General features: G+C 63.7%; 20 protein-coding genes and 1 pseudogene. 6 read left to right on the top strand and 15 right to left on the bottom strand.

Annotation, left to right across the window (positions count from 1 at the left end):
* Positions 1-12: 12 nt before the first annotated feature.
* From HUK72_RS19780 to hutI, 11 genes are all read right to left on the bottom strand, one after another.
* The gene (locus tag HUK72_RS19780) at positions 13-1,341 is read right to left on the bottom strand and encodes a CpaF family protein (protein ID WP_176598317.1); all 1,329 of its coding nucleotides are present in this window, start codon (positions 1,339-1,341) and stop codon (positions 13-15) included.
* Positions 1,338-2,498 (bottom strand): histidine kinase, encoded by a 1,161-nt coding sequence (locus tag HUK72_RS19775; protein ID WP_176598316.1) that lies wholly within the window; start codon positions 2,496-2,498, stop codon positions 1,338-1,340. Before HUK72_RS19775 ends, HUK72_RS19780 begins: the two co-directional genes overlap by 4 nt.
* Positions 2,499-2,500: 2 nt before the next feature.
* The gene (locus HUK72_RS19770; RefSeq protein WP_176598888.1) at positions 2,501-3,658 is read right to left on the bottom strand and encodes a pilus assembly protein N-terminal domain-containing protein; all 1,158 of its coding nucleotides are present in this window, start codon (positions 3,656-3,658) and stop codon (positions 2,501-2,503) included.
* Positions 3,659-3,672: 14 nt separating this feature from the next.
* Positions 3,673-4,572: a Flp pilus assembly protein CpaB gene (gene cpaB, locus HUK72_RS19765; RefSeq protein ID WP_176598315.1), complete on the bottom strand. Its 900-nt coding sequence runs from the start codon at positions 4,570-4,572 to the stop codon at positions 3,673-3,675.
* Positions 4,573-4,926: 354 nt separating this feature from the next.
* On the bottom strand, positions 4,927-5,967 hold the full coding sequence (gene hppD, locus HUK72_RS19760; protein WP_176598314.1) for a 4-hydroxyphenylpyruvate dioxygenase: 1,041 nt from the start codon (positions 5,965-5,967) through the stop codon (positions 4,927-4,929).
* A gap of 462 nt (positions 5,968-6,429) precedes the next feature.
* A complete protein-coding gene (locus tag HUK72_RS27665; protein WP_369806020.1) occupies positions 6,430-7,164 on the bottom strand; it encodes an aminotransferase class I/II-fold pyridoxal phosphate-dependent enzyme in 735 nt (244 codons plus the stop codon).
* Positions 7,158-8,021 carry a phenylalanine 4-monooxygenase gene (gene phhA / locus HUK72_RS19750; protein ID WP_176598313.1) on the bottom strand — a complete coding sequence of 288 codons (864 nt, stop codon included), beginning with the start codon at positions 8,019-8,021 and terminating at the stop codon, positions 7,158-7,160. Before phhA ends, HUK72_RS27665 begins: the two co-directional genes overlap by 7 nt.
* Positions 8,022-8,128: 107 nt before the next feature.
* A complete protein-coding gene (hutU, locus tag HUK72_RS19745) occupies positions 8,129-9,796 on the bottom strand; it encodes a urocanate hydratase (RefSeq protein ID WP_176598312.1) in 1,668 nt (555 codons plus the stop codon).
* Positions 9,797-9,897: 101 nt separating this feature from the next.
* Positions 9,898-10,710, bottom strand: a complete 813-nt coding sequence (gene hutG, locus HUK72_RS19740) for an N-formylglutamate deformylase (protein WP_176598311.1) — start codon at positions 10,708-10,710, stop codon at positions 9,898-9,900.
* On the bottom strand, positions 10,707-12,227 hold the full coding sequence (gene hutH / locus HUK72_RS19735) for a histidine ammonia-lyase (RefSeq protein ID WP_176598310.1): 1,521 nt from the start codon (positions 12,225-12,227) through the stop codon (positions 10,707-10,709). Before hutH ends, hutG begins: the two co-directional genes overlap by 4 nt.
* Entirely contained in the window at positions 12,224-13,411 is a 1,188-nt protein-coding gene (hutI, locus tag HUK72_RS19730) for an imidazolonepropionase (protein WP_176598309.1), read from the bottom strand. The genes hutH and hutI overlap by 4 nt, the downstream gene beginning before the upstream one ends.
* Positions 13,412-13,667: 256 nt before the next feature.
* Here hutI and HUK72_RS19725 point away from each other — a divergent pair, with 256 nt between their 5' ends.
* The 5 genes and pseudogenes from HUK72_RS19725 to HUK72_RS19705 form a co-directional block, all read left to right on the top strand.
* Positions 13,668-15,020, top strand: coding sequence for a formimidoylglutamate deiminase (locus HUK72_RS19725; protein WP_255325878.1), 1,353 nt, complete (start codon positions 13,668-13,670; stop codon positions 15,018-15,020).
* Positions 15,017-15,712 carry a histidine utilization repressor gene (gene hutC / locus HUK72_RS19720; RefSeq protein ID WP_176598307.1) on the top strand — a complete coding sequence of 232 codons (696 nt, stop codon included), beginning with the start codon at positions 15,017-15,019 and terminating at the stop codon, positions 15,710-15,712. Before HUK72_RS19725 ends, hutC begins: the two co-directional genes overlap by 4 nt.
* 715 nt (positions 15,713-16,427) lie before the next feature.
* Complete coding sequence (locus HUK72_RS19715; RefSeq protein WP_218036179.1) at positions 16,428-16,736, top strand: helix-turn-helix domain-containing protein; 309 nt, start codon at positions 16,428-16,430, stop codon at positions 16,734-16,736.
* A gap of 330 nt (positions 16,737-17,066) precedes the next feature.
* On the top strand, positions 17,067-17,669 hold the full coding sequence (locus tag HUK72_RS19710) for an RNA polymerase sigma factor (RefSeq protein ID WP_176590491.1): 603 nt from the start codon (positions 17,067-17,069) through the stop codon (positions 17,667-17,669).
* Positions 17,670-17,891: 222 nt separating this feature from the next.
* Positions 17,892-18,635, top strand: a pseudogene (locus HUK72_RS19705) (IS110 family transposase); the annotation flags it as partial.
* A 204-nt stretch (positions 18,636-18,839) separates the two neighbouring features.
* Here the strand turns inward: HUK72_RS19705 and istB are convergent.
* The 3 genes from istB to HUK72_RS19690 all read right to left on the bottom strand — a co-directional run bounded on the left by istB (position 18,840) and on the right by HUK72_RS19690 (position 21,927).
* Positions 18,840-19,568: an IS21-like element helper ATPase IstB gene (gene istB, locus HUK72_RS19700; RefSeq protein ID WP_176595381.1), complete on the bottom strand. Its 729-nt coding sequence runs from the start codon at positions 19,566-19,568 to the stop codon at positions 18,840-18,842.
* Positions 19,555-21,069 carry an IS21 family transposase gene (gene istA / locus HUK72_RS19695; protein ID WP_176597709.1) on the bottom strand — a complete coding sequence of 505 codons (1,515 nt, stop codon included), beginning with the start codon at positions 21,067-21,069 and terminating at the stop codon, positions 19,555-19,557. Before istA ends, istB begins: the two co-directional genes overlap by 14 nt.
* A 66-nt stretch (positions 21,070-21,135) precedes the next feature.
* Positions 21,136-21,927 carry an SDR family NAD(P)-dependent oxidoreductase gene (locus tag HUK72_RS19690; protein ID WP_176598306.1) on the bottom strand — a complete coding sequence of 264 codons (792 nt, stop codon included), beginning with the start codon at positions 21,925-21,927 and terminating at the stop codon, positions 21,136-21,138.
* A 114-nt stretch (positions 21,928-22,041) separates the two neighbouring features.
* On the opposite strand from HUK72_RS19690, the gene HUK72_RS19685 reads away from it, so the two are divergent.
* Positions 22,042-22,971 carry a LysR family transcriptional regulator gene (locus HUK72_RS19685; RefSeq protein ID WP_176598305.1) on the top strand — a complete coding sequence of 310 codons (930 nt, stop codon included), beginning with the start codon at positions 22,042-22,044 and terminating at the stop codon, positions 22,969-22,971.
* Positions 22,972-23,129: 158 nt separating this feature from the next.
* On the opposite strand, the gene HUK72_RS19680 is transcribed toward HUK72_RS19685, so the two are convergent.
* Entirely contained in the window at positions 23,130-23,450 is a 321-nt protein-coding gene (locus tag HUK72_RS19680) for a hypothetical protein (RefSeq protein ID WP_176598304.1), read from the bottom strand.
* Positions 23,451-23,567 lie beyond the last annotated feature (117 nt).

Genomic DNA, 23,567 nt, shown 5'->3' with positions numbered 1-23,567 from the left:
AGGCCGCCCCGCTCAACACGGCCGCCGGCCCCGATAATCCCGCAGCCGTCCCGCAAAGAACGGCCGCAACGACAAAGTGCGAAATTCCCCCAGCCCCGACAGCGCAGGCTGCTCCTCAAAGACGAACAGCTCGTTCAGCGAATAGGCATCCCCCTCCAGCCCCGTCACCTCGCTGACCGACATCACCCGCCGGCTGCCGTTGGACAGCCGCTGCAACTGCACCACCACATGCACGCTGTTGGCGATGAAGCGCCGGATCGCCCGCACGTCGCTCTGCACCCCGGCAAAGCCCAGCAGCATCTCCAGCCGCGCAAAGGCGTCCCTCGGGCTATTGCCGTGCAACGTGGCCATCGACCCGTCATGTCCGGTCGACATGGCCTGCAACATCTCCACGGCCTCCACGCCGCGCACCTCGCCCAATATGATCCGGTCCGGCCGCATCCGCAGCGCATTGCGCACCAATTCGCGCGAACTCACCTCGCGGCTGCCGTCCACCGTAGGCGGCCGCGTCTCCAGCCGCACCACATGGTTCTGCCGCAATTGCAGCTCCGCCGCGTCCTCGATGGTGATCAGCCGCTCGCGATCCCCGATGAAGGTCGACAGCATGTTGAGCAAAGTCGTCTTGCCCGCCCCCGTCCCACCGCAGATCAATATATTCAGCCGAGACCGCACCGCCGCGCTCAGATAAGCCGCCATGTCCGCGCTCATCACCTGGCCTGCAACACAGTCCTCGATCGTCATGCTCTGTAACCGGAACTTGCGGATCGAGAGCGTCGGGCCGTCCAGAGCCACCGGCGGTATCACGATATTCACCCGCGACCCGTCCGCCAGCCGTGCATCGACATAAGGACTGGCCTCATCCACCCGCCGCCCGATCGGCCCCACGATCCGCTGGATGATGTTCATCAGATGCGCGTCGTCGCGAAACCGCGTCTCCACCTTCTCCAGCAGACCCCCGCGCTCGGCATAGATATGCCCCGGCCCATTGACGATGATGTCGTCCACCGAAGCATCGCGCAGCAACGGCGCCAGCGGCCCCATGCCCGCCACCTCATCCTCCACATCCTCGATCAGCAGCAGCCGCTCCGCGCTGTTCAGCGCCAGTTGCCCGCGCCGGCTGCGGGCGGCGATCACCTGCTCAATCTCCTCGCGCAGCGCCCGCGGCCCCAAAGTCTCCGCTGTCTCCCCGCGAGCCTCCAACTGCTCGATCAACTGCGCGCAGGTCTGCGCCTTGGCGAACTGATAGCTGTCGCTCATCCGCTGCGCCGCAGGCTGGGCGACCGGCGCGATCCGCACCTCCCGCGCAGGCACGAAGCCCTCTTCCCCAGTCAGCAAACTCACGACGCCCGCTCCACGACCTTCAGCATCGCCCGCCGCAACCGATCGATCCCGCCCGCCTTCGCGGCCACCCCGCAAGCCCGCCGGATCGCCGCCATATAGCCCCCGCCATCCGCCTCCATCGCCATCGGCCGTCCCGCATTCAGCGCATTGCGCATCCGCGCCCGGTCGACCGGCAGCGCCAGCACAGACCCGACCCCCAGCGCATCGGCCATCCGCCGCCCGTCCAGCAGCACGCCCGGCAGATGATCCCACACCAGCAGCCGCATCGCCTCGACCCGCTCGCGCTCCGCCCCGATCCGGCCCAGCAACCGGCGGCACGCCTCAATCTCCCGGATCGACTGGCCGCAGAGCAGCTCCACCCGATCCGCCTCCGCCACCACCTCGCGCAGCAGCCCGCCATGGCGCAGGCTCCCCGCATTCAGCACCACATCGCCGCAACAGCCCCGCAGCAGCCGGATCAGCGCCGCCAGATCGCCGGGCGTCAGCCCCGCCGGCTCCACCCCGGTCCCGCCGTCGAAGGTCAGCAGCATCAGTCCGCTCGGCCCATGCCGCGCCGCCGTGCTGGCGAGCAGGCTGGCGTCCAGCCGCTCCATGTCCGCCACCGCCGAAGCCAGCCCATAATCGACGTTCAAATCCAGATAGGTCGCCGCCCCGCTGGTCGGCAAAGTGCAGTCGATCAGCAAGGCCGAATTCCGGGTTGAACTGGGCCCGCCCGCAATCGCCATATCGGTCGCAACCATCGCGCAGGCATCCCGATCCGCCCCGAGCAGCACCGTCAGCCGCCCCCGATCCCCGCGATCCGTCGCCGCCTCTTTCAGCAACCGCGCCAGCACGGCGCCAATCTCCCCCGCCTCTCCGTCACGCGGGATGACATCGTCCACCCCAGCGCGGATGGCGCGCAACAATGGCTCCGCCTCCATCTCCTCGGTCGCCAGCACCACGGGTCGCCCGCCCGCACTCTCCACCACAGCCCCAATCGCGGCGGACAAAGCCCGCTCCGGCGGAATCGCCGCCCGGTCGATCACGATCAGACAAGGCCCCGCCAGCTCCTCCCGCTCGATCGACTGCACCAGCGCGACCGAAGCCCGCCCGCTCATCGCCTCCTCGATCCGCTGCGCCAGCATCCGGTCGACGGACAACAGGAATATCGCAGCCATGCTTACCGCCGCACCACGCCAAAGGGCGCGCTCGACTGATCCAGCCCGTCTGTGCCCAAAATCATGTCGCCTATCCCCGTATCGATCCCCGCCGTCGCCGCGCCGGGCAAGGGCGGCATCTCCTCCGCCTTTACCGGCCCCACCAGCCGGGGCGTGGCGACGATGACCAGCTCCTGCTTCTCCTTCTGGTTCTGCTGCCGCTTGAAGAAGGCGCCCAGCACCGGAATATCGCCCAGAAAGGGGGTGCGCTCCTTCGTCACCGTCTGGCTGGAATAGCTCAGCCCCGCAATCACGAAGCTCTGCCCGCTGCCCAGCTCCACGGTCGTCTCCGCCGACCGCCGCCGTAGCCCCGGCACGACATAGCCTTGCAACTGCACGCCATTATTATAGTCGAGTTCGCTGACCTCCGGCGCGATCTTCAGCACGATATGATCCTTCGACAACACGAAGGGCGTCACCGACAACCGCACCCCGAATTCCTTATACTGGATGGACAAACTATTGCCGGACCCCGAAACCTGCGGCACCGGCACCGGAAACTCGCCCCCGGCCAGGAAACTCGCCTGCTCGCCGGACCGCACCAGCAAAGTCGGCTGCGCCAATAGTTGCGACAACCCGTTGGAGGACAGCGCGCTCAACACCGCCCCAATTCCCCGATTGGGCGCGGAGAGGAACAGATTGAACGCATTCTGAATCGGCGCGCTCGCCTCCAGCGACAGCCCATCGGGATTGAAGGCAGCGCTCCCCAGACTGCTGGGCGAGACGATCGCCCCCTGAATATCGCCGGACAACTTGGAAAAATTGAACCCCAAAGCTTTGAGCGTCGTCGCGGACACGGCGGCGAACTGCACATCCACCGCCACCACCTGCTCGCCCGCCCGAACGACCGGCGCGCTGGCCGCCGCATCGGCCCCCACGCGCACCGGCTCCCGCGCAATCAACCCGCCATCGCCGCCATAGACGCTGACGGTCGCCTCCCCCTCGCCAATCGCCGTCAGCCGCAGCGACCGGGCCGAAGGCGCGGCGACGGCCAGCACCCCCTCCCGATCCACCTCGACCCGCCCAATGGCGCGGGGGTAGGAAAGGGTGCGCTGCTCCTTCACGTGCAACGCCGTTTGCGCCCGAGCGCCCACGGGCAGGGCAAGCGCGATCAAAGCAATGGTCGACAGGCTTCTCAACGGCCGGCACTCCCCGAATAGATGGTTTCGCGCCGGTCCCCCACGACCAGTTCGATGGCATGGGGCGCAGGACGGGGCGCGGCATGCGGCGCAGGCGTGGTCGTCACCCGCGGCAAGGCTGGAACTGTGCTTGGTTCCACCCCGGCCGAAGCCGCAACAGCCACCGCCACCTGCGCGCTATCCGCCGGATTGCGTAGCGACAGCGTCAACGCGCCCGTGCTTTTCGCCAGCGACAGCGTCGACACCTGCTCCGGCGTCAAGGCCAGCGTCACCGTCCGCGCAGGCGGGGGAGGGGAGGCCAGCGCCCCCTCTACCCCGGACGCCTGCTGCGTCCCCACCACCACTTCACCAACGGCCAAAATCTGCACCATCTGCAACAGCGCCTGCGCCCGGCTGCGCCCGGCTCCCCGCGCCCCGCTGATGGCGTCCGCCCCCGGATAGACCACCTGCACATCCACGCGGTCACCCGGCCGGACCAGCCCGGCCACGGCAATCTCCGCCGTCGTGTCGATGCTGATGGCGCGCATCCCCATGGGTACGCGAATGGCGAGCTTGCTCTCCATCCCCACCGCGTCGCGGGCGATGAGCGCCCCGGCCGGAATCTCCCGCGTGGCGACCTTCCCCACCACTTCGGCGGAGGTCGCGGCATAAGGAAAGCGCGCCGGATCGCCCGCCCCATTGCGGATCATGGCGGCGCTGATCGTCTCCCCGGTCCTGATCGCCCGCGCCGCCTGCACCAGCAACGCAACCGGCGCGGCCACCCGGGCGGGCGCGTCCCGGCCCTGCACCGTCGCGGCGGAAGCCTTCCGCAATTCCCTGACGCCCAGCACCAGAAAAGCCGAAGCGGCGGTCAGCCCGATGGCGATCGTCAGCCTGGCCCTCAAACCCAAACGCATTGCTTTCCCCCATGAGCATATTGCGTGAACGCAAAATGCTTCAACCGGGGGAATTCATAGCCTTTGGGCGATTGTCAGGGCATGAAAGAAGCAACCGGAACGGTGCAAAGTCATGGAGTGCGGGCACGTCGCGAAAAGCGCGCTTTGCGTATGGGGCCGCCGGGATTTTGCGTCCGTCTGTTACGCAAAAGCAGCCGTGATTGATCCGAAATGGTTCCGATTGCCCCACAATCCACCGTGCTCCTGCGTAGGCAGGAGCCCAGTTCCGACGTCTGAACGAGGCTCCTGCATTGGCTTACGCCGCCCTTCGGGTCGCAGGAGCATGACGCAAATTAAACCGGGGAGTTCGCCTCCTCAAGCATCTACCGAAATCACCCCACGCCGTATCTGATCCAGCTCGATACTCTCGAACAAGGCCTGGAAATTCCCATTCCCAAAGCCCTCATTCCCCTTGCGCTGAATAATCTCGAAGAAGATCGGCCCAAACATATTCTCAGTGAAGATCTGGAGCAAAATCCCCTCGTCATTCTCCACCGACCCGTCGATCAATATCCGGTTCTTCCGCAACCGCTCCAAATCCTCGCCATGCCCCGGCACGCGCTTGTCGACCAGCTCATAATAAGTCTCGATCGTATCCTGCAACCTGACGCCACGTGCCCGCAACTTCTCCACCGTCTCGTAGATATTGGCGGTGGTCAGCGCCAGATGCTGAATCCCCTCGCCATGATATTGGCGGATGAATTCCTCGATCTGGCTCTTGTCGTCCTGACTCTCATTAAGCGGAATGCGAATGGCCTTGTCCGGCGCGATCATCGCCTGACTGAACAGCCCGGTCGCCTGCCCCTTGATGTCGAAATATTTCTGCTCCTCGAACCCAAACAGCGTGCGATAAAACTGGCTCCACACCCGCATCTGCCCGCGCCGCACATTATGCGTCAAATGGTCGAGCAGATCGAGACCGACATTGTTCGCCGCCTCGGCCTCCCGCCACCCGGCAAACTCTGCCCAGTCGGCGTAGAGGTCTTCCCCATCCTTGATAAAATAGAGATAGGAGCCGCCAATTCCCTGGATCACGGTATCGTCCTCATCGGTCGGCTTGGCGCCATGCTCCAGCGCCCATTGCATCGCCGCTTCCGGATCGGCCACGCGAAAGGCCATGGCGCTCGCGGACGGCCCATGCTCGCCCCGGAAAGCCGCCACCCGCCCGGCATCGTCGCGGTTCAGCATCAGGTTGATGCGCCCCTGCCTGTAGCGGGTGATATTCTTGGTCGGATGCCGATGCGACGGCACAAAGCCCAGTTGTTCGAACTGCCGCCCCATGGCTTCGGGATCGGGCGAGGTGAATTCGACGAACTCGAACCCGTTCAGGCCCAGCGGATTGATGATGTCAGCCATGAAGGCAATCCTCTCGATTATGAAAGATAGGGTTCAATGCCCGCGACAAAGGCAGGAATAGTGTCCAGCGTCAGCCCCGCGATGTTGATGCGGCCATTGCCTGCCATGTAAATCCCCGATCCCGCCGCAATGCTTCCACCGCATCTGGCCCCAGCGGCAAGAGTGCGAACATCCCCCGCTGGTCGCCTATGGCCGCTAGCCGCTCATGGCCCGCCGCCTGCCGAACGCAGCCCATTGATCCGCGCCCGCATCGCATCCAGCTCCGCCACCCAATCGGCGCGCAAAGCCGCATCGTCCAGCACCGTCCGCACCCCCCGCGCCATGATCGGGCGGCATCGACCAGATCGACCGCGCCAACGCCAGCACAGTGCCCCGCACCAGCTCGCTCGCCTCCGACTGCACCCACAGCGCCCCAACACGCTCCCGGTACAGCCCGAAATTTCTTGTCGCAACTATAGGCGATCACCGCCTCCGGCAGCGCGCCCGCAATCCGCGCATCGCCGCCGCATCGGCATCCAGCCCATCCCCCAACCCCTGATAGGCCAGGTCGACGAACGGCAACAAACCCCGGCTCTCGCAAAGCCGCCCAATCTCGCGCCACTGCGCGCCGCTAAAGCCAGCCCCCGTCGGATTATGGCAGCAGCCATGCAGCAACAGCACGTCGCCCGCCCGCGCCTCGCGCAAATCCTCGATCATCCCATCGAAATCGATCGCCGCACCCGCCACATCGAAAAAGCGATGCGTTTCGATCCTCAACCCCGCATCCCGGAAGATCGGCGCATGATTGGGCCATGTCGGCGCCCCGATCCACACGGCCGCGCCCGGCCGGCTGCGCGCGATCAGCTCCGCACCCAGCCGCAGCGCCCCAGTCCCACCAGGCGTCTGCACACCGACCAGTCGGTCCGCATCCGTCCCAAAGGCCACCTCCGCCAGCAACGCGACAAAGCGGACATCGCCTTCAGCACCCAGATAGGATTTCGTCTCCTGATCCCGCAGCAGCGCCGCCTCAGCCGCCTTCACCGCCCGCATCACCGGCGTCCGCCCGGCATCGTCGCGAAAAACGCCGACGCCCAGGTCCATCTTCCCCGGCCGCGCATCCGCCCGATACAGTCCGATCAGCCCCAGCAGCCCATCGGCCGGCTGCACCGCCAGTCCGCCGAAGAACCCGCGCTCCGCCGCCAGTTCCCGCGTCAGCATGCCATCTTCGCCCGCGCATAGTCCTGCGTCCCGCGATGATAGACGCGATCCTCCGCCAGCACCGCATCGGGCGCCAGATCGCTCGCCCCTTCCAATTCCCGATAGATAGGCCCAAAGTCCACGTCGGAAGTCTTGCGCAAAAGATCCTCGAAACTGTCGATGACGAAATAGCTCTGCTGATAGTCGTCGATCCGATATTCGGTCCGCATCAACCGCTTCAGATCGAAACCGATCCGGTTGGGCGAGGCATCGTCCAGCGCGAACACGGACTCTCCAAAGGACGAAACGATTCCCGCCCCATAAAGCCGCAAGTCGCCATCCCGCCGCATCAGCCCGAACTCCACCGTATACCAGTAAAGCCGCGCCAGATGATCGATCGCCCCCATATGGTCGGCGCGCAACCCACCCTCGCCATAGGCCTGCATATAGTCCGCAAAGGCAGGATGGGTCAGCAAGGGCACATGCCCGAACACATCATGAAAAATGTCCGGCTCCTGCAGATAATCGATCTGCGCGGGCTTGCGGATGAACCGCCCCGCCACGAAGCGCCGATTGGCGAGATGCTCGAAAAACACCCGGTCCGGCACCAGCCCCGGCACCGCCACCACCTGCCAGCCGGTGCGCTTCATCAACCGCTCGGACAGCTCTGCAAAGTCGGGAATCCCCGGCTTCGTCATCCGCAAAATATCCAGCCCATCCAGAAATTCCGGCACGACCCGCCCCGGCAGCATCGCCGCCTGCCGCTCGAACAGCCGGTCCCACATCGCATGTTCGTCAGCCGTATAAGCCGCCCAGTCCTGCGGAACCGTCCAGTCCGCAGCCGCGCCTTCAGGAAGTGTCAGTTCCGCATGTGCCATGGGAAGGCCTTATCGCACGCCGGGACGGAAAACGGGTTTCAATTTCGCGCCGATCCCATGGCGTCATGAAACAGGATCGTCACCTTACCCGAAAATCTGAAACAACTTCATCCCAAAATCCCCGGCAAGTCCAACCCTTTCTCCCGCGCGCAATCCCGGGCAATCTCATACCCCGCATCCGCATGCCGCATCACGCCCGTCGCCGGATCGTTCCACAACACCCGTTCCAGGCGCTTCGCCGCCGCCTCGGTTCCGTCCGCGACGATCACCATCCCTGCATGCTGCGAATAGCCCATGCCCACGCCACCCCCATGATGCAGCGACACCCAGGTCGCCCCCGAAGCCGTATTCAACAAGGCATTCAACAAAGGCCAGTCGCTCACCGCATCCGACCCGTCCATCATCGCCTCCGTCTCCCGATTGGGCGAAGCGACCGACCCCGAATCCAGATGATCCCGCCCAATCACCACCGGCGCCTTCAACTCGCCCTTGGCCACCATCTCGTTGAAAGCCAACCCCAACCGATGCCGATCCCCCAGTCCCACCCAGCAAATCCGCGCCGGCAACCCCTGAAAGCGTATCCGCTCCCGCGCCATATCCAGCCACCGATGCAGATGCGCATCGTCGGGCAGCAACTCCTTCACCTTGGCGTCGGTCCGAACAATATCCTCCGGATCGCCCGACAGCGCGGCCCATCGAAACGGCCCAACCCCCCGGCAGAATAGAGGCCGGATATAGGCCGGCACGAACCCCGGAAAATCGAAGGCATTTTCGACCCCCTCATCCTTCGCCATCTGCCGGATATTATTGCCATAATCGGTCGTCGGCACCCCCGCCGCCTGAAAGTCCAGCATCGCCCGCACATGCACCGCCATGCTCGCCCGCGCCGCCTTGGCTACGACTTCAGGCTCTCGCTCCTGCCGCTCGATCCACTCGGCCACGCTCCACCCAATGGGCAGATAGCCATTCACCGGATCATGCGCGCTGGTCTGGTCGGTCAACAGATCAGGCCGCACCCCCCGCCGAAACAATTCCGGCAAAATCTCCGCCGCATTGCCCAATAGCCCCACCGAAACCGGCTTCTTCTCCCGGCAACTCTCTCCGATAATCCCCAAAGCCTCCTCAATCGAGGAAGCCGCCACATCCAGATAGCCCGTCCGCAACCGCATCTCGATCCGGCTCGGCTGACACTCCACCGCCAGACAAGAAGCCCCCGCCATCACCGCCGCCAAGGGCTGCGCGCCCCCCATGCCGCCCAGCCCGGCCGTCAGCAGCCACTTGCCCGAAAGATCGCCCCCATGATGCTGCCGCCCCATCTCGACGAAAGTCTCATAAGTCCCCTGCACGATCCCCTGCGTGCCGATATAAATCCACGACCCCGCCGTCATCTGCCCATACATGGCCAGCCCGCGCCGATCGAGCTCATTGAAATGCTCCCAATTCGCCCAATGCGGCACCAGGTTCGAATTGGCGATCAACACCCGCGGCGCATCCCCATGCGTCCGGAACACCCCCACCGGCTTCCCCGACTGCACCAGCAGCGTCTGGTCGTCCTCCAGCCGTCTCAGCGTCTCGACGATCCGGTCATAACTCTCCCAATCCCGCGCTGCCCGCCCGATCCCCCCATAGACGACCAGCTCCTCCGGCCGCTCCGCCACATCGGGATGCAGATTGTTCATCAGCATGCGCAGGGGAGCCTCGGTCAACCAACTCTTGGCGCTCAATTGCGAGCCGGTAGCAGGTCGAATGATGCGGCTATTGTCGATACGAGTCATCAAACTTCCTTACGAATATTAAGCGACGTGCTCCTGCGAAGGCAGGAGCCCAGTCCCGCCGTCTGAACTGGGTTCCTGCCTTCGCAGGAACACGGTGCGCGTTACCCGCCACCCTCAGCAAACCGGATGCAGGACCCCAAAACATTCCTCAGCACCGCCACCATAGGCGCGGCAAAATCATCCTCGAAAACCGGCGGCCAATGCCCCTCATCCGTTACGCTCGCCTCATCCAGATACCCCCGCATCGCCAATTCCATCTGCACCGCATGCACGCCCTTGCCCGGCTCGCCATAGCTGCGCGTCGTCCACCCGCCCTTGAAGCGCCCGTTCAGCACATGGCTCCACCCGCTCGCGGCGCAAATCTCCTGCACCCCCGCCGCCAGCACCGGCGAACAGCTCACCCCGCCAAAAGTCCCGATATTGAAAACCGGCAATTCCCCCTCGAACAGCCGAGCTACCCGGCTCCGGATCGAATGCGCGTCATACAGCACCACCCGCTCATGCCGCACCCGCAGCCGCGCAATCTCCCCCGCCAGCGCCGCATGATAGGGCACGAACCACCGCTCGACCCGCCGCCCGATCTCCGCCTCATCCGGCCCTTCCGCCGGATAAAGCGGCTCCCCGTCAAAGGTCGTCGTCGGACATAATGCCGTCGTCGCCATCCCCGGATAAAGCGAAGCCCCAGACGGATCGCGATTCACATCGACAACGCTGCGCGACACCCCCGTCCGCACCAGCGTAGCCCCCAAATCCCGCGCAAAGCCGTAAAGCCAGTCCACCCACCAGTCCGCATCCCGCCGCGCCAGCTCCGGCGAGCGAAACGCCCCTTCCACATCCACCAGATCGGTCCCCGCATGCGGCAGGGCCACCACCAACGGCGCCTCACCCGAAACCACGTTCAGCCAGTCCATCACAGCACACCCGGCAGAGCCAGCCCTGCCGCCTCCATCACCACGCCGGACCGCACCAGCCGATTGGCGATCTCCATATCGGCATGGAAATGCCGGTCCTCCTCCAGATGCGGCACCTGCGCGCGCAGCCTTCCCCGCACAGCCTCCAACGCCTGGGAAGAGGCCAAGGGCGCATGAAAATCGCACCCCTGCGCAGCCGCCAGATATTCGATGCCGATCACGGCTTCCGCATTCGCCACCATCTCCGCCAATCGCCGCGCCCCATGCGCCGCCATCGACACATGATCCTCCTGATTGGCCGAAGTCGGAATGCTATCCACGCTCGCCGGAAAGGCCCGCTGCTTGTTTTCGGACACCAAGGCCGCCGCCGTCACCTGCGGAATCATGAACCCGCTGTTCAACCCCGGCCGGGGCGTCAAAAAGGCGGGCAGTCCCGACAAGGCCGGATCGACCAGCATCGCGATCCGCCGCTCGGCAATCGAGCCGATCTCGCAGACCGCCATGGCGATCATGTCCGCCGCGAAAGCCACCGGCTCCGCATGGAAATTCCCGCCCGAAAGCGCTTCATCCGTCTCGGCAAAGATCAAGGGATTGTCGGAAACCCCATTGGCCTCCGTCTCCAGCATCGCCCCGGCCGACCGCATCACGTCCAGCGCCGCGCCCATCACCTGCGGCTGGCAACGCAGGCAATAAGGGTCCTGCACGCGCGGATCGTCCGCCCGATGCGAAGCCCTTATGGCCGACCCCGCCATCAACGCAGCCAGAGCCTCACCCACAGCCATCTGCCCCGCATGCCGCCGCAGGCGATGAATGCGCGGATCGAAGGGCGCGTCGGTCCCCTTGGCCGCCTCGGTCGACAGCGCCCCCGTCACCAGCGCGGTCCGAAACAACCGGTCCGCTCCGAACAACCCGGCCAAGGCATTCGCCGTCGAAAATTGCGTCCCGTTGAGCAGCGCCAGCCCCTCTTTCGGCCCCAGTTCCACCGGCCCCAACCTCGCCCGCGCCAGTGCCTCAAGGGCAGGCACCCGTTCGCCCGAAACCCAAATCTCCCCAACCCCGATCATCGCGGCGGTCATATGCGCCAACGGAGCCAGATCCCCGCTCGCCCCCACTGATCCCTGCGCCGGAACAACGGGAACCAGGCCCCGCGCCAACATCGCCTCCAGCAAAGCCACCGTCCCCGGCCGAATGCCCGAAGCCCCCTGCGCCAGACTCGCCAGCTTCAACGCCATCATCAGCCGCACCACCGGCACGGGGGAGGGGGCGCCGGTCCCCGCCGCATGGCTCAGCACGATATTGCGCTGAAGCACCGCCAGATCGTCATCGCCAATCTTGACGCTCGCCAGCTTCCCGAACCCGGTATTGATCCCGTAAACCGGTTCATGCCGCGCCAATATCCGCTCGACCGCCGCCGCCCCCGCCGCGATGCGGGGGGCAGAGGCCGGGTCCAGGACCACCGCCGCACCCTCGTAAATCGCCCGCCATTGCCCCAGCGAAACCTCGCCCGGAATCAGCTTCATCGTCCTCTCCACACACGCGCATGGAGCGGGTTATACCCCATGCGATACACCAGTTCGGCAGGCCGCTCGATGTCCCAGACGGCGAGGTCGCACCACTTGCCGACCTCCAAAGTCCCGACCCGCTCCAGCATTCCCAGCGCCCGGGCCGCCTCCCGCGTCACCCCGGCCAGGCACTCTTCGACCGTCAGCCGGAACAAGGTCGCCCCCATATTCATCGCCAGCAGCAGCGACGTCAGCGGCGCAGTCCCCGGATTGCAGTCGGTGGCGATCGCCATGGGCACCCCCGCCCGCCGCAAAGCTTCAACCGGCGGCACCCGCGTGTCGCGCATGAAGTAAAAGGCCCCCGGCAGCAGCACCGCGACGGTTCCCGCCCGCGCCATGGCCGCCACGCCCGCAGCATCCAGATGCTCCAGATGATCGGCGGAAAGCGCCCCATGCCGCGCCGCCAGCTCCGCCCCATGCAGGTTCGACAATTGCTCCGCATGCAATTTCACCGGCAGCCCCAGCCGCCGCGCCGCCTCGAACAGCCGCCCGATCTGCGCCGGGGAAAAGCCGATCCCCTCGCAAAACCCATCCACCGCGTCGGCCAGCGGCGCAATCTCCGGCAACATGCCGCAAACAAGATCGATATAACCGTCCGCATCCCCGGCCCATTCCGGCGGCAAGGCATGCGCGCCCAGAAAGCTGGTCTTGATGGAAACGGCCCGCTCGCTCCCCAACCGCCGGGCCGCCCGCAACATCTTGACCTCATTGTCGAGGTCCAGCCCATAACCCGACTTCACCTCGACGCTGGTGACGCCCTCCGCGATCAACGCATCCAACCGGGGCAGGGCGCTTTCGACCAGCGCATCCTCGTTCGCCTCCCGCGTAGCCCGCATGGTGGAGATGATCCCACCCCCGGCCCGCGCAATCTCCTCATAGCTGGCCCCGGCCAGCCGCATCTCGAACTCCGCCGCCCGATCCCCGCCATGCACCAGATGCGTATGGCAATCGATCAGCCCCGGCGTGATCCATCGCCCCGCGCAATCGATCATCTCCACCGCATCCGGCGCATGCTCATCCGGCCCGACATAGGTGATAACCCCATCCCGCACCCCCACCGCGCCGCCTTCAACGACACCCATCCCATCCCGCAAAGTTGCAAGACGAGCATGTGTCCAGATTCTGTCGCAGGCAGGCCGCATCGTCATTTCCACTGGCACCGACTCAATAATGTATATACATAAATGGAGCAGGTCACCATTGTCCAGAGCGCGCGAGGATTCAGATTGGAAATGGAAACGGGTGGATTGCGGACATTTCCTCCTTCGTCACCCCGGGCTTGACCCGGGGTCCCGCTTTCTTCTCTCGTCCGCGCCTAGCCCGAGGCAGCGGGACCCCGGGTCAAGCCCGGGGTGACGGAGAACTAATGACTGGAAATGGCCATTTCCGGCCAAACCCATGCCTTTGGAGAGGGAAATCGAAATGGCGCTCTGGTTCGAACAAGCCCTCCTCCCCGAAGGCTGGCGCCCCGCCGTCCGCATGATTCTGAAAGGCCGTTCAATTGACCGGATCGTTCACGGAATCCCCCCCGAACCGGGCGACGAACGCCACGGCCCCGCCTTCGCCGGTCTCCCCAATGTCCACAGCCACGCCTTCCAGCGCGCCATGGCTGGCCTCACCGAAAGGGCAGGGGAGGGCGGCGACAGCTTCTGGACCTGGCGCGAGGCGATGTACCGCTTCGTCGACCGCCTGAACCCCGAAGGCCTCCATGCCATCGCCGCCCTGGCCTATGCCGAAATGCTGGAAAGCGGCTTCACCAGCGTCGGGGAATTCCACTATCTCCACCACGACCCCAGCGGCACCCCCTACGCCAACCCCGCCGCCATGGCCGAAGCCATTGCCCAAGCCGCCAGCGACACCGGCATCGCCCTGACCCTGCTCCCGGTCTTCTACGCCCACTCGAATTTCGGCGGCGTTCCCCCAACTGAAGGCCAACGCCGCTTCCTCCACACCCCCGACAGCTACGCCCGCCTGCTGGAAGCCCTGCAACCCCTAAACGCGACCCTGGGCGTCGCCCCCCACAGCCTGCGCGCCGTCACTCCGCAGGAACTTGCCGCCATCACCACCCTGGCGCCAGACGGCCCCATCCACATCCACATCGCGGAACAGCGCACCGAGGTCGAAGCCTGCCTCGCCTGGAGTGGCCAACGCCCGGTCGAATGGCTGATGGATCACGCCCCTGTCGACCAACGCTGGTGCCTCGTCCACGCCACCCACGTCACCGACCACGAACGCACCGCCATCGCGAAAAGCGGCGCCACCGTCGGCCTCTGTCCCATCACCGAAGCCAATCTGGGCGACGGCCTCTTCCCCGCCCACGCTTTCCTCGCCCAAGGCGGCCGCATCGGCATAGGCTCCGACTCCAACGTGGAAATCGACGCCGCCGCCGAATTGCGCCTGCTCGAATATGGCCAGCGCCTGACTCACCACGGCCGCAACCTCCTCACAGCGGCGGGTCAATCCACCGGCGCCAGCCTCTACCATCATGCCCAAAAAGGTGCCCATATCCTTGGCCATCCCCCCGCAACCCTCACCCCAGGCGCGCGCGCCGACATCGTGACCCTCCGCCCCGGCCAGTCCGCCACCGCCGCCCGCTCCGGCGACCGCCTGTTCGACAGTTGGGTCTTTGCCCGCGCCCAAATCGATAGCGTCTGGTGCGCCGGCGTCAGGCGCGTTACCGCAGGCCTCCACCATGCCCGCCCCGCCATAGAGACGCGCTTCACCCAACTCCTCAAGGCCCTGCTCGATTGACCCCGCTCCACCGCCGCATCCGCATCGACATCGAAAGCCGCATCATGTCGGGCGAATGGCGCCCGGGCCACCGCATCCCGACCGAAGCGGAATGGATGGACGCCTATGGCTGTTCCCGCATGACGGTGAACAAGGCGCTGCGCTCATTGGTCCAATCGGGCCTGCTCGAAAGCCGCAAGCGCGCCGGCACCTTCGTCTCCGCCCCGCGCTTCCACCGCGCCGCGCTGGAAATCCCCGACATCCGCGCCGAAATCTTGGGGCAGGGCCTCAGCTACCGGCTCGACCTCCTCCACTGCGACCGTCGCAAGGCTAGCGAAGAAGACAAAGCCCTCCTCCGCATCGCGGACGGCGAACTGCTCGCCATCCAATGCCGCCATTTCGCGGAAGACCTGCCCTATGCCCTCGAACATCGCCTCATCAACCTCGCCGCCGTCCCCACAGCGGCGGCTGTGGACTTCAGCGCCGAACCGCCTGGTTCCTGGCTGCTCGCCCATGTCCCCTGGACCGAAGCCGAACACCGCATCACCGCCATCAATGCCGACAAAGCGACGGCGGAAAGCCTCCGCATCCCCGAACAGGCCGCCTGCATAGCCCTCGAACGCTGGACCTGGCGCGGCGAGGAACGCATCACCTACGCCCGCACCCTCTACCCCGGCGATCGCTATGCGCTGGTCGCGCATTTCGACGCCTAGAACCGTTTCAATCCCGTCTCCGAAAAGCCCAACGCATCGTCCCCGCCAGCGCAAAAGCCCCGACACGGACCAAGGGCAGCACCACCACCGGCACGGAAAGCCCTCGGCTCCACCACTTCCATTTGATTTTATTGGATAATTTTCCCCTTCTGGGGACGGGCCTAAGTTGGGGCCTAATTTCAGCTTGACGCATTTTGCTCAAGCATCTGTGATCTCCCTGCCGATGCTAGCGCACATCGCGTTGTCCATGCCCAGAGGTCAGTGTCCTCAATGTGCTAGGGGGCACCGGCATTAAGAGGCATGCGATGCGAATCGGGAATGTTTCAAAGGCGGCCGTTCCGCGTCGTTCTCCGGCCTCAAAAAAATTTCTAGGAAAGGGGCGCATTGAAGGCGCCTCAGGTGTCAGCCTTTTGGGAATGTAAGGGTTGCTTCCTTTCCGGGCTTATTTCGGCTTGCCGTAATTGTCGCCGGATCGGTGGCCGCCAGAGAGGTGGGGCGCCTAATCCCACGGCGTCACTTTAAGCTGCCTCTGGAATTGAAGGGGCGCCGTTATGGCGGAGCGGGTTTGAGCGTGCGTGGCGGATCTGTCGCAGCCGAAGATGGAGCGACTGGCGTATGTGCCATTATTTCAGGAGCAGCGACTGCCCCGGCTGTTCGGGGGCCACGACGACGACCGCTGCTCGCTCCCTGGCAGGTGAGCTTGGCAAAGAACCTCATGCGTGAGCGGTTGGCGTCCACGGTTTCAATTGCCGATATCGCCTTCAACTGCCGATTGTCAGTCAATTATTTCGAGCGGGCGTTCTCGAATTCCGTAGGAATTTCCCCCTATGCTTGGCTGCTGGAGCAACGAGTCGCGCACGCAAAAGATTTCCTGCGCATCTCTGCCATCCCGATAGTACGCATTGCGTTGGATTGTGGGTTCACGGACCAGGCTCATTTCACCAACACGTTCTCGCGCAAGGTGGGTGTGAGTCCGAGGGCATGGCGAAATAGGCATTCGCCAACGAAAGAAGCGCAGCGATGATGACGTTTCTCGCCGTGAACGGGATCAACGCTCCGTCTCCGTGCCGAGAATGCGGAACTTTTTATAGCTCAAGCCGCCCAACCGTGGGAAGGGGAAGTTGGCTTTTTGCGTCGATGTCTCCCAGGGTCGCGTCAGTCCACGCCGCCGGCCTATCAAAGCTATTCAAAAGCCATGGTAATTTTTCGAATTTGACAGATCGAGAGGCGTAGAAACGTTGGCACATCTCTCCAAGCTCGACAGCTGAAATTGCGCTCGATAGGAAAACGGGGACTGACCAAGAGGCTACGTCTAGGGCGCATTTAAAGCCCGAAGTGGAGATCATGGCGCCGAATGAAGCGTGATCGAGCTACCGAGCTTCCCGATCCTGCACGCGCAAAAGCTGATGCCGGACTTATTGCGCCCCGGCGGTTTGAAAAAGAGGATAGAGCCCCGACCGTCGATTTGCTTGATTTCCTGTCGCAGGACTACGTTCAGTTTTTGCGCAGGCTTACCAGAAAGTTTGGTTCGATCGATTTTGCTACCGATGTACTCCAAGACCTGTACGTGAGGATTTGCACCGGATCCCTATCGAGTAGCATTGATAAGCCGAGGGCCTATCTATACCGAATGGCCGTCAATCTGGGCCACAACCTCGTCCGGCGAGAAAAGCGCAACACACCGTTAGACGCGAGTATGATCGAAAATCTCGTGGACACTGCTCCTGATTCGGAAAGGGTGCTGATCGGGATAAGCGAACTAAACTTTGTCCTCCATGAGCTGAGTATGCTGCCGGAACGGCGCCGGGCAATTTTCCTGGCGCGGTGGCGCGACGAAAAGGAGCTCGCGACTATTGCGAGCGAATTCGGCTTGCATCGGCGAACCGTGCAGAAAGAATTGGCTCGAACTGAGGCGCATTTGCGGTTCGTGCTACGTCGCGCCGACAGTTTTGGTTAAGAACACCAATCGAGATTTGGATGGCGCTCAGCCACCGGCGTGGCCTCGCACCCAAGGATAAGGTGATAGGGGTTTTCAAGCGACATCGGAAAGAACATCTTTTAGAGTCCCCTTGAAGGAGGAACCCCTCCGACTTCAGATCCCATGATGAGTGGATAGCAGCCGACACTGTGGCAAGGTGAGGTTGCTAAAAGACTTACCCTGGAGATCAACATGCCTGCTATGACATTGATCCGAGCCGAGTTGCCTGCCGCTATCCGTGTCGATCTTGGCGCAATTTTTGTCTCGTTGGAACTGAGTAAATCGACCTGGCTGGTGACGGTATTGGCGCCTGGTAGCGAAAAGATGTCGCGCTACACCGTTGTCGGTGGAGATCTGGCTGGTTTGTTTGGTTGCTTTGACGAACTGCGCCGGAAAGCACAGATGCGAACGGGCCAGCTCTATCCCCTGGTGGTGATCCAGGAGGCGGGTTTCGATGGGTTCTGGATCGATCGGGCGCTCAAGCGGGAAGAATGGATCGACAGCCATGTGGTCGACGCAGCTTCGATCGCGGTATCACGCCGAAACCGGCGCGCCAAAACGGATCGTCTCGACGGAGAGGTATTGGTGCGCACGCTCATGGCCTACAAACGTGGCGAACCGCGCGCGTGCTCGATGGTACGGGTGCCTTCTGTTGAGGACGAGGATCGGCGACGGATCTGCCGCGAACGCAAAGCGCTTGTCGCCGAGAGGGTGCTCCACGTTAATCGCATCAAAGGCTTGCTCTTCAGCCAAGGCATCCGCGATTATGAGTTGCTTCGGCGCGACCGTCGTTCCCAACTGGAGACCTTGCGAACCGGCGATGGCCGCCCGCTTCCGGGTCATCTCAAGGCCCAAATCTCCCGCGAAATTGATCGTCTCGAATTGCTGCTGGATCAAATCAAGGCGGTGGAAGCCAAGCGTGATGCCTTGATGTGTCAACCGGCGCGCAAAGTTGACCCCCTATCGGCGCCCAACATTGACCCCCTTTTTGTGAGTGCCGGCGGTTATCCCGGTAGTCCATAGGAGGGACCCGCGGACGCCGCCGCGCGCCGTCAGGAGCGCTGGCGGCGGCGTCCGCGGGAGGTGCCTGTGGACCCACCGGGGTAACCGCCGGGGATGGGGGTCCGGGGGAAGGGGTTTTTCCTCGTCTCAGCTTCGGTTTTTGAACCGCCAGCTATCGTTGCCGGTCTCGATAATGTCGCAGTGGTGGGTGACGCGGTCCAGCAGCGCCGTTGTCATTTTGGCATCCTGGAAGACGCTCGGCCATTCGCCGAAGGCGAGATTGGTGGTGATGATCACCGAGGTCTTTTCATAGAGTTTGCTGATCAGATGGAACAGCATCTGCCCTCCTGAACGGGCGAACGGCAGATACCCGAGTTCGTCCAGCACCACGACGTCCAGGCGGGCCATCTGGGCGGCCAGGTTGCCAGCCTTGGCCTGCCGGGTTTCCTCCTCCAGACGATTGACCAGGTCGACAGTATTGAAGAACCGTCCTCTCGACCCGGCACGAACCACGGCAGCGGCGATGGCAAGCGCGAGATGTGTCTTGCCGGTGCCGGTGCCACCAACCAGTACGATATTGCGCCTTTCCGGCAGGAATGAACCGGCATGGAGTGAACGCACCAGGCTTTCGTTGATCGGTGTATCGGCGAACACAAAGCCGTCGAGATCCTTGATGGCCGGCAGCCTGGCCGCAGTCATGCGGTATCGGATCGAAGCGGCTTCTCGATGCGCGCCTTCAGCGCGGAGCAGGTCGCCGAGCATCTCCATGGCGGTCCGGTCACGACGGACGCCGTTGGTAACGGCATCGTCGAACGCGGCGATCATGCCCTTTAGGCCCAGCCCCTTCAGGGCTGCCAACATCTCATGCCGCTGCATCGAGGCCTCGCACCATGTCATAACGCGCGCAGTCGGCGATGGGCGGATGCTTGAGCTTCAGATCGACCAGGACGCTGATGGCCTGGGTGGGCTGGGGTTCGCGTCGGCGCGACAGGATGTTGAGGATCACTTCGTCATTGGCCGTACCCGCCATCATAGCTTCGCGGACGGCAGCTTCGACCGCCTCCAGCCCATCTTCGGGCACTGCTGCCAGCACCCGGACGAAGCGCCGATCTGCGTCATCGCTTTTGCCCAGCTTGCGGCGCAGTTGGGCCAGGGCCGGCGGAAGATCCCAGTCCTGGAAGGGAGCGCCGTTGCGCAATGCTCCCGGCTTGCGGATCAGGACCGGCAGATAATGCCAAGGGTTGAACGCCGTCTGGTTGCGGCCGAACACGCGAGCATGCTCGGCAACCGCTTGGCCTGCACAACGGATGACGATCCTGTCGGCATAGGCGCGCAGTTGCACCGCCTCCCGGGCCGCACTCGCCATGACCGAGTATCGGTTGCGATCGAAGCTCACCAGGCAGGTTGCGCTCGCCACATGTTCGCTCTCGAAGAAGCCGTCAAAGGGCGTGGCCAATGACTGCAGCGAGGATCGTTCCATCTCCAGCGCCTGCGCAATGGTCATGTCTTCCAGATCTGGATGGGCATAACGCTCGGCCCACCGTCGGCACTCGGCCTCCAGCCAGGCGTTCAGCTCTTCGAGGCTGGCAAAGCGCAACCGGGGCTTGAACAGCCGCTCCCGGCTGGTCTGGACCTGGTTCTCGACCTGTCCCTTCTCCCAGCCTGCCGCCGGGCTGCAAGCCACAGGCTCGACGCCATAATGATCCGTCATGATCAGGAAGCGCCGGTTGAACACCCGCTCCTTGCCGGTGAACACGCTCGTCACCGCGGTCTTCATGTTGTCGTAAATGCCGCGCGTCGGCACCCCGCCAAAAAAGGCAAAGCCCCGGGCATGCGCGTCAAAGAGCATCTCCTGGGTCTCGCGCGGATAGGCCCGCACATACGGCGCCCGCGACCAGCACAACCGCATATGAGCTACCTTCACCCGCATCGGCTTGCCGGCGATCTCCACGTCCTCGTGGCTCCAGTCGAACTGATAGGCCTCACCCGGCCGGAACATGAGCGGGATGAACACCTTGCTCATATCGCCGCCGTCGGTCCGGCGTTCGCGCTTCCAGCGTGCCGCATAGCGCCGAACCGCATCGTAGGAGCCGGTGAAACCCTCACGCTCCAGAAGATCGTGTATCCGTGTCAGCCGTAGCCGATCACGCCGGGGCCGTTCCTCGTTCTGCACCAACAACTCGTCCAGCCGTTCGCGAAATGGCCCGGTCTGCGGTCGAGGCTGCTCCTTGCGTTCGTAGCTGAAATCCGCCTCCGGCGCACGGATCGCCTTGCGCACCGTGTTGCGCGACAACCGTAAATCACGCGCGATCTCTTTGATCGGCTTACCTTCCCTGTGCTCCCTGCGAATCTTGGCAATAGTCTCCACAATCAACATCCCCATCCTCGCCGCCTGGAAGTCCAAGCCGCGACGCCTCACACTCTGGAATGATGGGGGTCAATTTTAGACGCCGATCACCCCGCTAAGGGGGTCAATTTTGCACGCCGCTCCACACTGTCCTCCATCGACAAAAAGCTCGACACCGTTGACGAAGCTCGCCTCATCGGATGCCAGGAAAAGCACGGTTCTGGCGATCTCCTCAGGCTGGCCGATCCGGCCGGCAGGGATAAGGGTGGCTAGATAATCCTTGGTGCCCTTGGCCTGCTCACCGCCACCGAACAGTTCGTTCAGGCCGGCGGTGTCCGTGACGCCGGGGCTGACCGTGTTCACGCGGATATGACGGTCCTTGAGGTCGAGTATCCAGTTGCGCGCGAAATTGCGCACCGCAGCCTTCGTCGCTGAGTAGACGCTGAAGGCAGGCGTGCCGGATATGCTGACGGTCGATCCCGTCAGAACCACGGCGGCGCCGTCCTTGAGGAGCGGCAGCGCCTTCTGCACGGTGAAAAGAACGCCCTTCACATTGGTGTCGAAGATGCTCTGATAATGCTCCTCCGTGATCGCGCCCAATGGCGCCATATCGCCGCCGCCAGCATTGGCGAAGACCACGTCGATCTGCGCATGCTGCTGCTGGACCGCGTCATACAGGCGATCGATGTCTGCCAGATTGGACATGTCGCCGCGCACGCCGGTCACGCGCCCTTCGATCTGCCGAAGGGCCGCATCCAGCGCCTCCTGCTGGCGGCCGGTGATGAACACCGATGCGCCCTCGGCGGCGAATGCCTTTGCCGTGGCAAGGCCGATGCCGCTCGTGCCGCCGGTCACCACCACCACCTTGTTGTTGAACCTGTCCGTCATCGTCAGTCTCCTTGGGTTTCCGGCGAAGCGCCGGTGCCCCTTTCAAATGAAACAAGAACGATGATGCATGTAGACGGCAAATATGGCACTTAGCGTTCTACTGGAGGAACGCTGGTGAAGATCGACCTCAATGACTATGCCTATTTTGCCGAGGTGGTCAGCCATGGTGGCTTTGCCGCCGCCGGCCGTGCCCTGCGCGAACCCAAATCGAAGCTCAGCCGGCGCATAGCCGGTCTGGAGGAAAGGCTAGGGCTACGCCTGATCGAACGGTCCAGCCGCCGCTTTCGCGTGACGGACACGGGCCAGGCCTTTTACGAACGGTGCCGAGCGATGCTGGCCGAAGCCGAGCAGGCGGAGGCACTCGTCATGCAAGCGCAGTCCGAACCCCATGGCCGTATCCGCTTCAGTTGCCCTACGGGCATGATGGAGCCGATCTCCGACCTGATCTCCTCATTTCTTGTCCGCTACCCGAAGGTGCGCCTCCAACTCGTGGCGACGGATCGCGCCGTCGACTTGATCGAGGAGCGGATCGACCTGGCGCTTCGGGTGCGGGCGACCCTGGACAGCGATGCCGCGTTGACGATGCGGTCGCTGGGCAAATCCACCCGCATTCTGGTCGCCAGTCCCCAGATCGCGAGCCAGTTGGATGATGTCGAACAACTTGCCTCCTTCCCTGCACTGGCGACCAACGACGCTGCGGACGATCTCCAATGGCATCTGGAGGCCGAAGATGGTCGCCAGCACGTCATTCGCATGGCACCACGCATGGGCTGTGCCGATATGGCAGCCGTTCGGACCGCCGCGATCAATGGCCTGGGCGTAGCGATCCTCCCTGATCATGTCTGCCGGGAAGCGCTCCTGACAGGGCGCCTTGTCCGCGTGCTTCCAGCCTGGCGCGGGCTGCAGGGGATCGTACATCTGGTTTTCACGACACGCCGGGGTCTGGCACCGGCAGTTCGTGCACTCATCGATCATCTAGCCGTCGGCTTTCCGCGCGATATTGGTGCCGAACTGCGGGACGCCGCCAATGGCAAGCACCCCTAAGCCCTTGCCACCGTCGACCCATCTCAGCCGTTCATCACCGAATTTGCGTTCCCGAGGTGCGGACCGACCGCTCTTCCAATGCGTGAGCGGGCCAATGGCACGATGTTGTCCGACTAAGTCTACATCTGCGGTGGTTGGAGCGCACGATTTCCGTCTGCTTAATCGCCGTTGGCATCGACCATGAATACAGTGGGTTTGCCTCGCGACGCAGGATCCCATCCTGCCGACAAGGCTGCCCGCACGCCTCGCGAAGCAATCGCGTCGTTGATATGCAAACGTCCTTTCGGCAATCCTTTCAACAGGCGCTTTGGCGTCGGAAATTCCAGCACTGCTTCACGTGGCATATCTTTCTGACGCAGGGAAACCGTCATGCCCTTCCAGCCATCGGAAGAGGACAATTGGGGTTCGCTGAGGAGTTCCCAGTCATATTTGAACCCATCGATTTCGACGGTGCCAGTACGGCCGTGTGTATGAAGCATGACACGCCTTTAGCATGCCAGCGGCCGCACTCCACCCATAACTCGTGCTCGTCGCCTGATACTCGTCCAGTTCCTTGAGGCGCGCGACGAACGCAGCCTGATTGTCTGTGCAGACGG

The organism is Sphingobium sp. 15-1, from assembly GCF_013375535.1.
Taxonomy (GTDB): domain Bacteria; phylum Pseudomonadota; class Alphaproteobacteria; order Sphingomonadales; family Sphingomonadaceae; genus Sphingobium; species Sphingobium aromaticivastans.
The sequence above is the reverse complement of the archived record's forward strand: the minus strand, read 5'-3'. Positions and strand labels throughout refer to the sequence as shown.

Coding starts and splice junctions, on each gene's coding strand:
- HUK72_RS19775 (WP_176598316.1), bottom strand. CDS start 2,498: ATGGCTGCGATATTCCTGTTGTCCGTCGACCGGATGCTGGCGCAGCGG.
- cpaB (WP_176598315.1), bottom strand. CDS start 4,572: ATGCGTTTGGGTTTGAGGGCCAGGCTGACGATCGCCATCGGGCTGACC.
- hppD (WP_176598314.1), bottom strand. CDS start 5,967: ATGGCTGACATCATCAATCCGCTGGGCCTGAACGGGTTCGAGTTCGTC.
- HUK72_RS27665 (WP_369806020.1), bottom strand. CDS start 7,164: ATGCTGACGCGGGAACTGGCGGCGGAGCGCGGGTTCTTCGGCGGACTG.
- phhA (WP_176598313.1), bottom strand. CDS start 8,021: ATGGCACATGCGGAACTGACACTTCCTGAAGGCGCGGCTGCGGACTGG.
- hutU (WP_176598312.1), bottom strand. CDS start 9,796: ATGACTCGTATCGACAATAGCCGCATCATTCGACCTGCTACCGGCTCG.
- hutH (WP_176598310.1), bottom strand. CDS start 12,227: ATGAAGCTGATTCCGGGCGAGGTTTCGCTGGGGCAATGGCGGGCGATT.
- hutI (WP_176598309.1), bottom strand. CDS start 13,411: ATGCGGCCTGCCTGCGACAGAATCTGGACACATGCTCGTCTTGCAACT.
- HUK72_RS19725 (WP_255325878.1), top strand. CDS start 13,668: ATGCCTTTGGAGAGGGAAATCGAAATGGCGCTCTGGTTCGAACAAGCC.
- HUK72_RS19715 (WP_218036179.1), top strand. CDS start 16,428: ATGCGTGAGCGGTTGGCGTCCACGGTTTCAATTGCCGATATCGCCTTC.
- HUK72_RS19710 (WP_176590491.1), top strand. CDS start 17,067: ATGAAGCGTGATCGAGCTACCGAGCTTCCCGATCCTGCACGCGCAAAA.
- istB (WP_176595381.1), bottom strand. CDS start 19,568: ATGCAGCGGCATGAGATGTTGGCAGCCCTGAAGGGGCTGGGCCTAAAG.
- istA (WP_176597709.1), bottom strand. CDS start 21,069: ATGTTGATTGTGGAGACTATTGCCAAGATTCGCAGGGAGCACAGGGAA.
- HUK72_RS19690 (WP_176598306.1), bottom strand. CDS start 21,927: ATGACGGACAGGTTCAACAACAAGGTGGTGGTGGTGACCGGCGGCACG.
- HUK72_RS19680 (WP_176598304.1), bottom strand. CDS start 23,450: ATGCTTCATACACACGGCCGTACTGGCACCGTCGAAATCGATGGGTTC.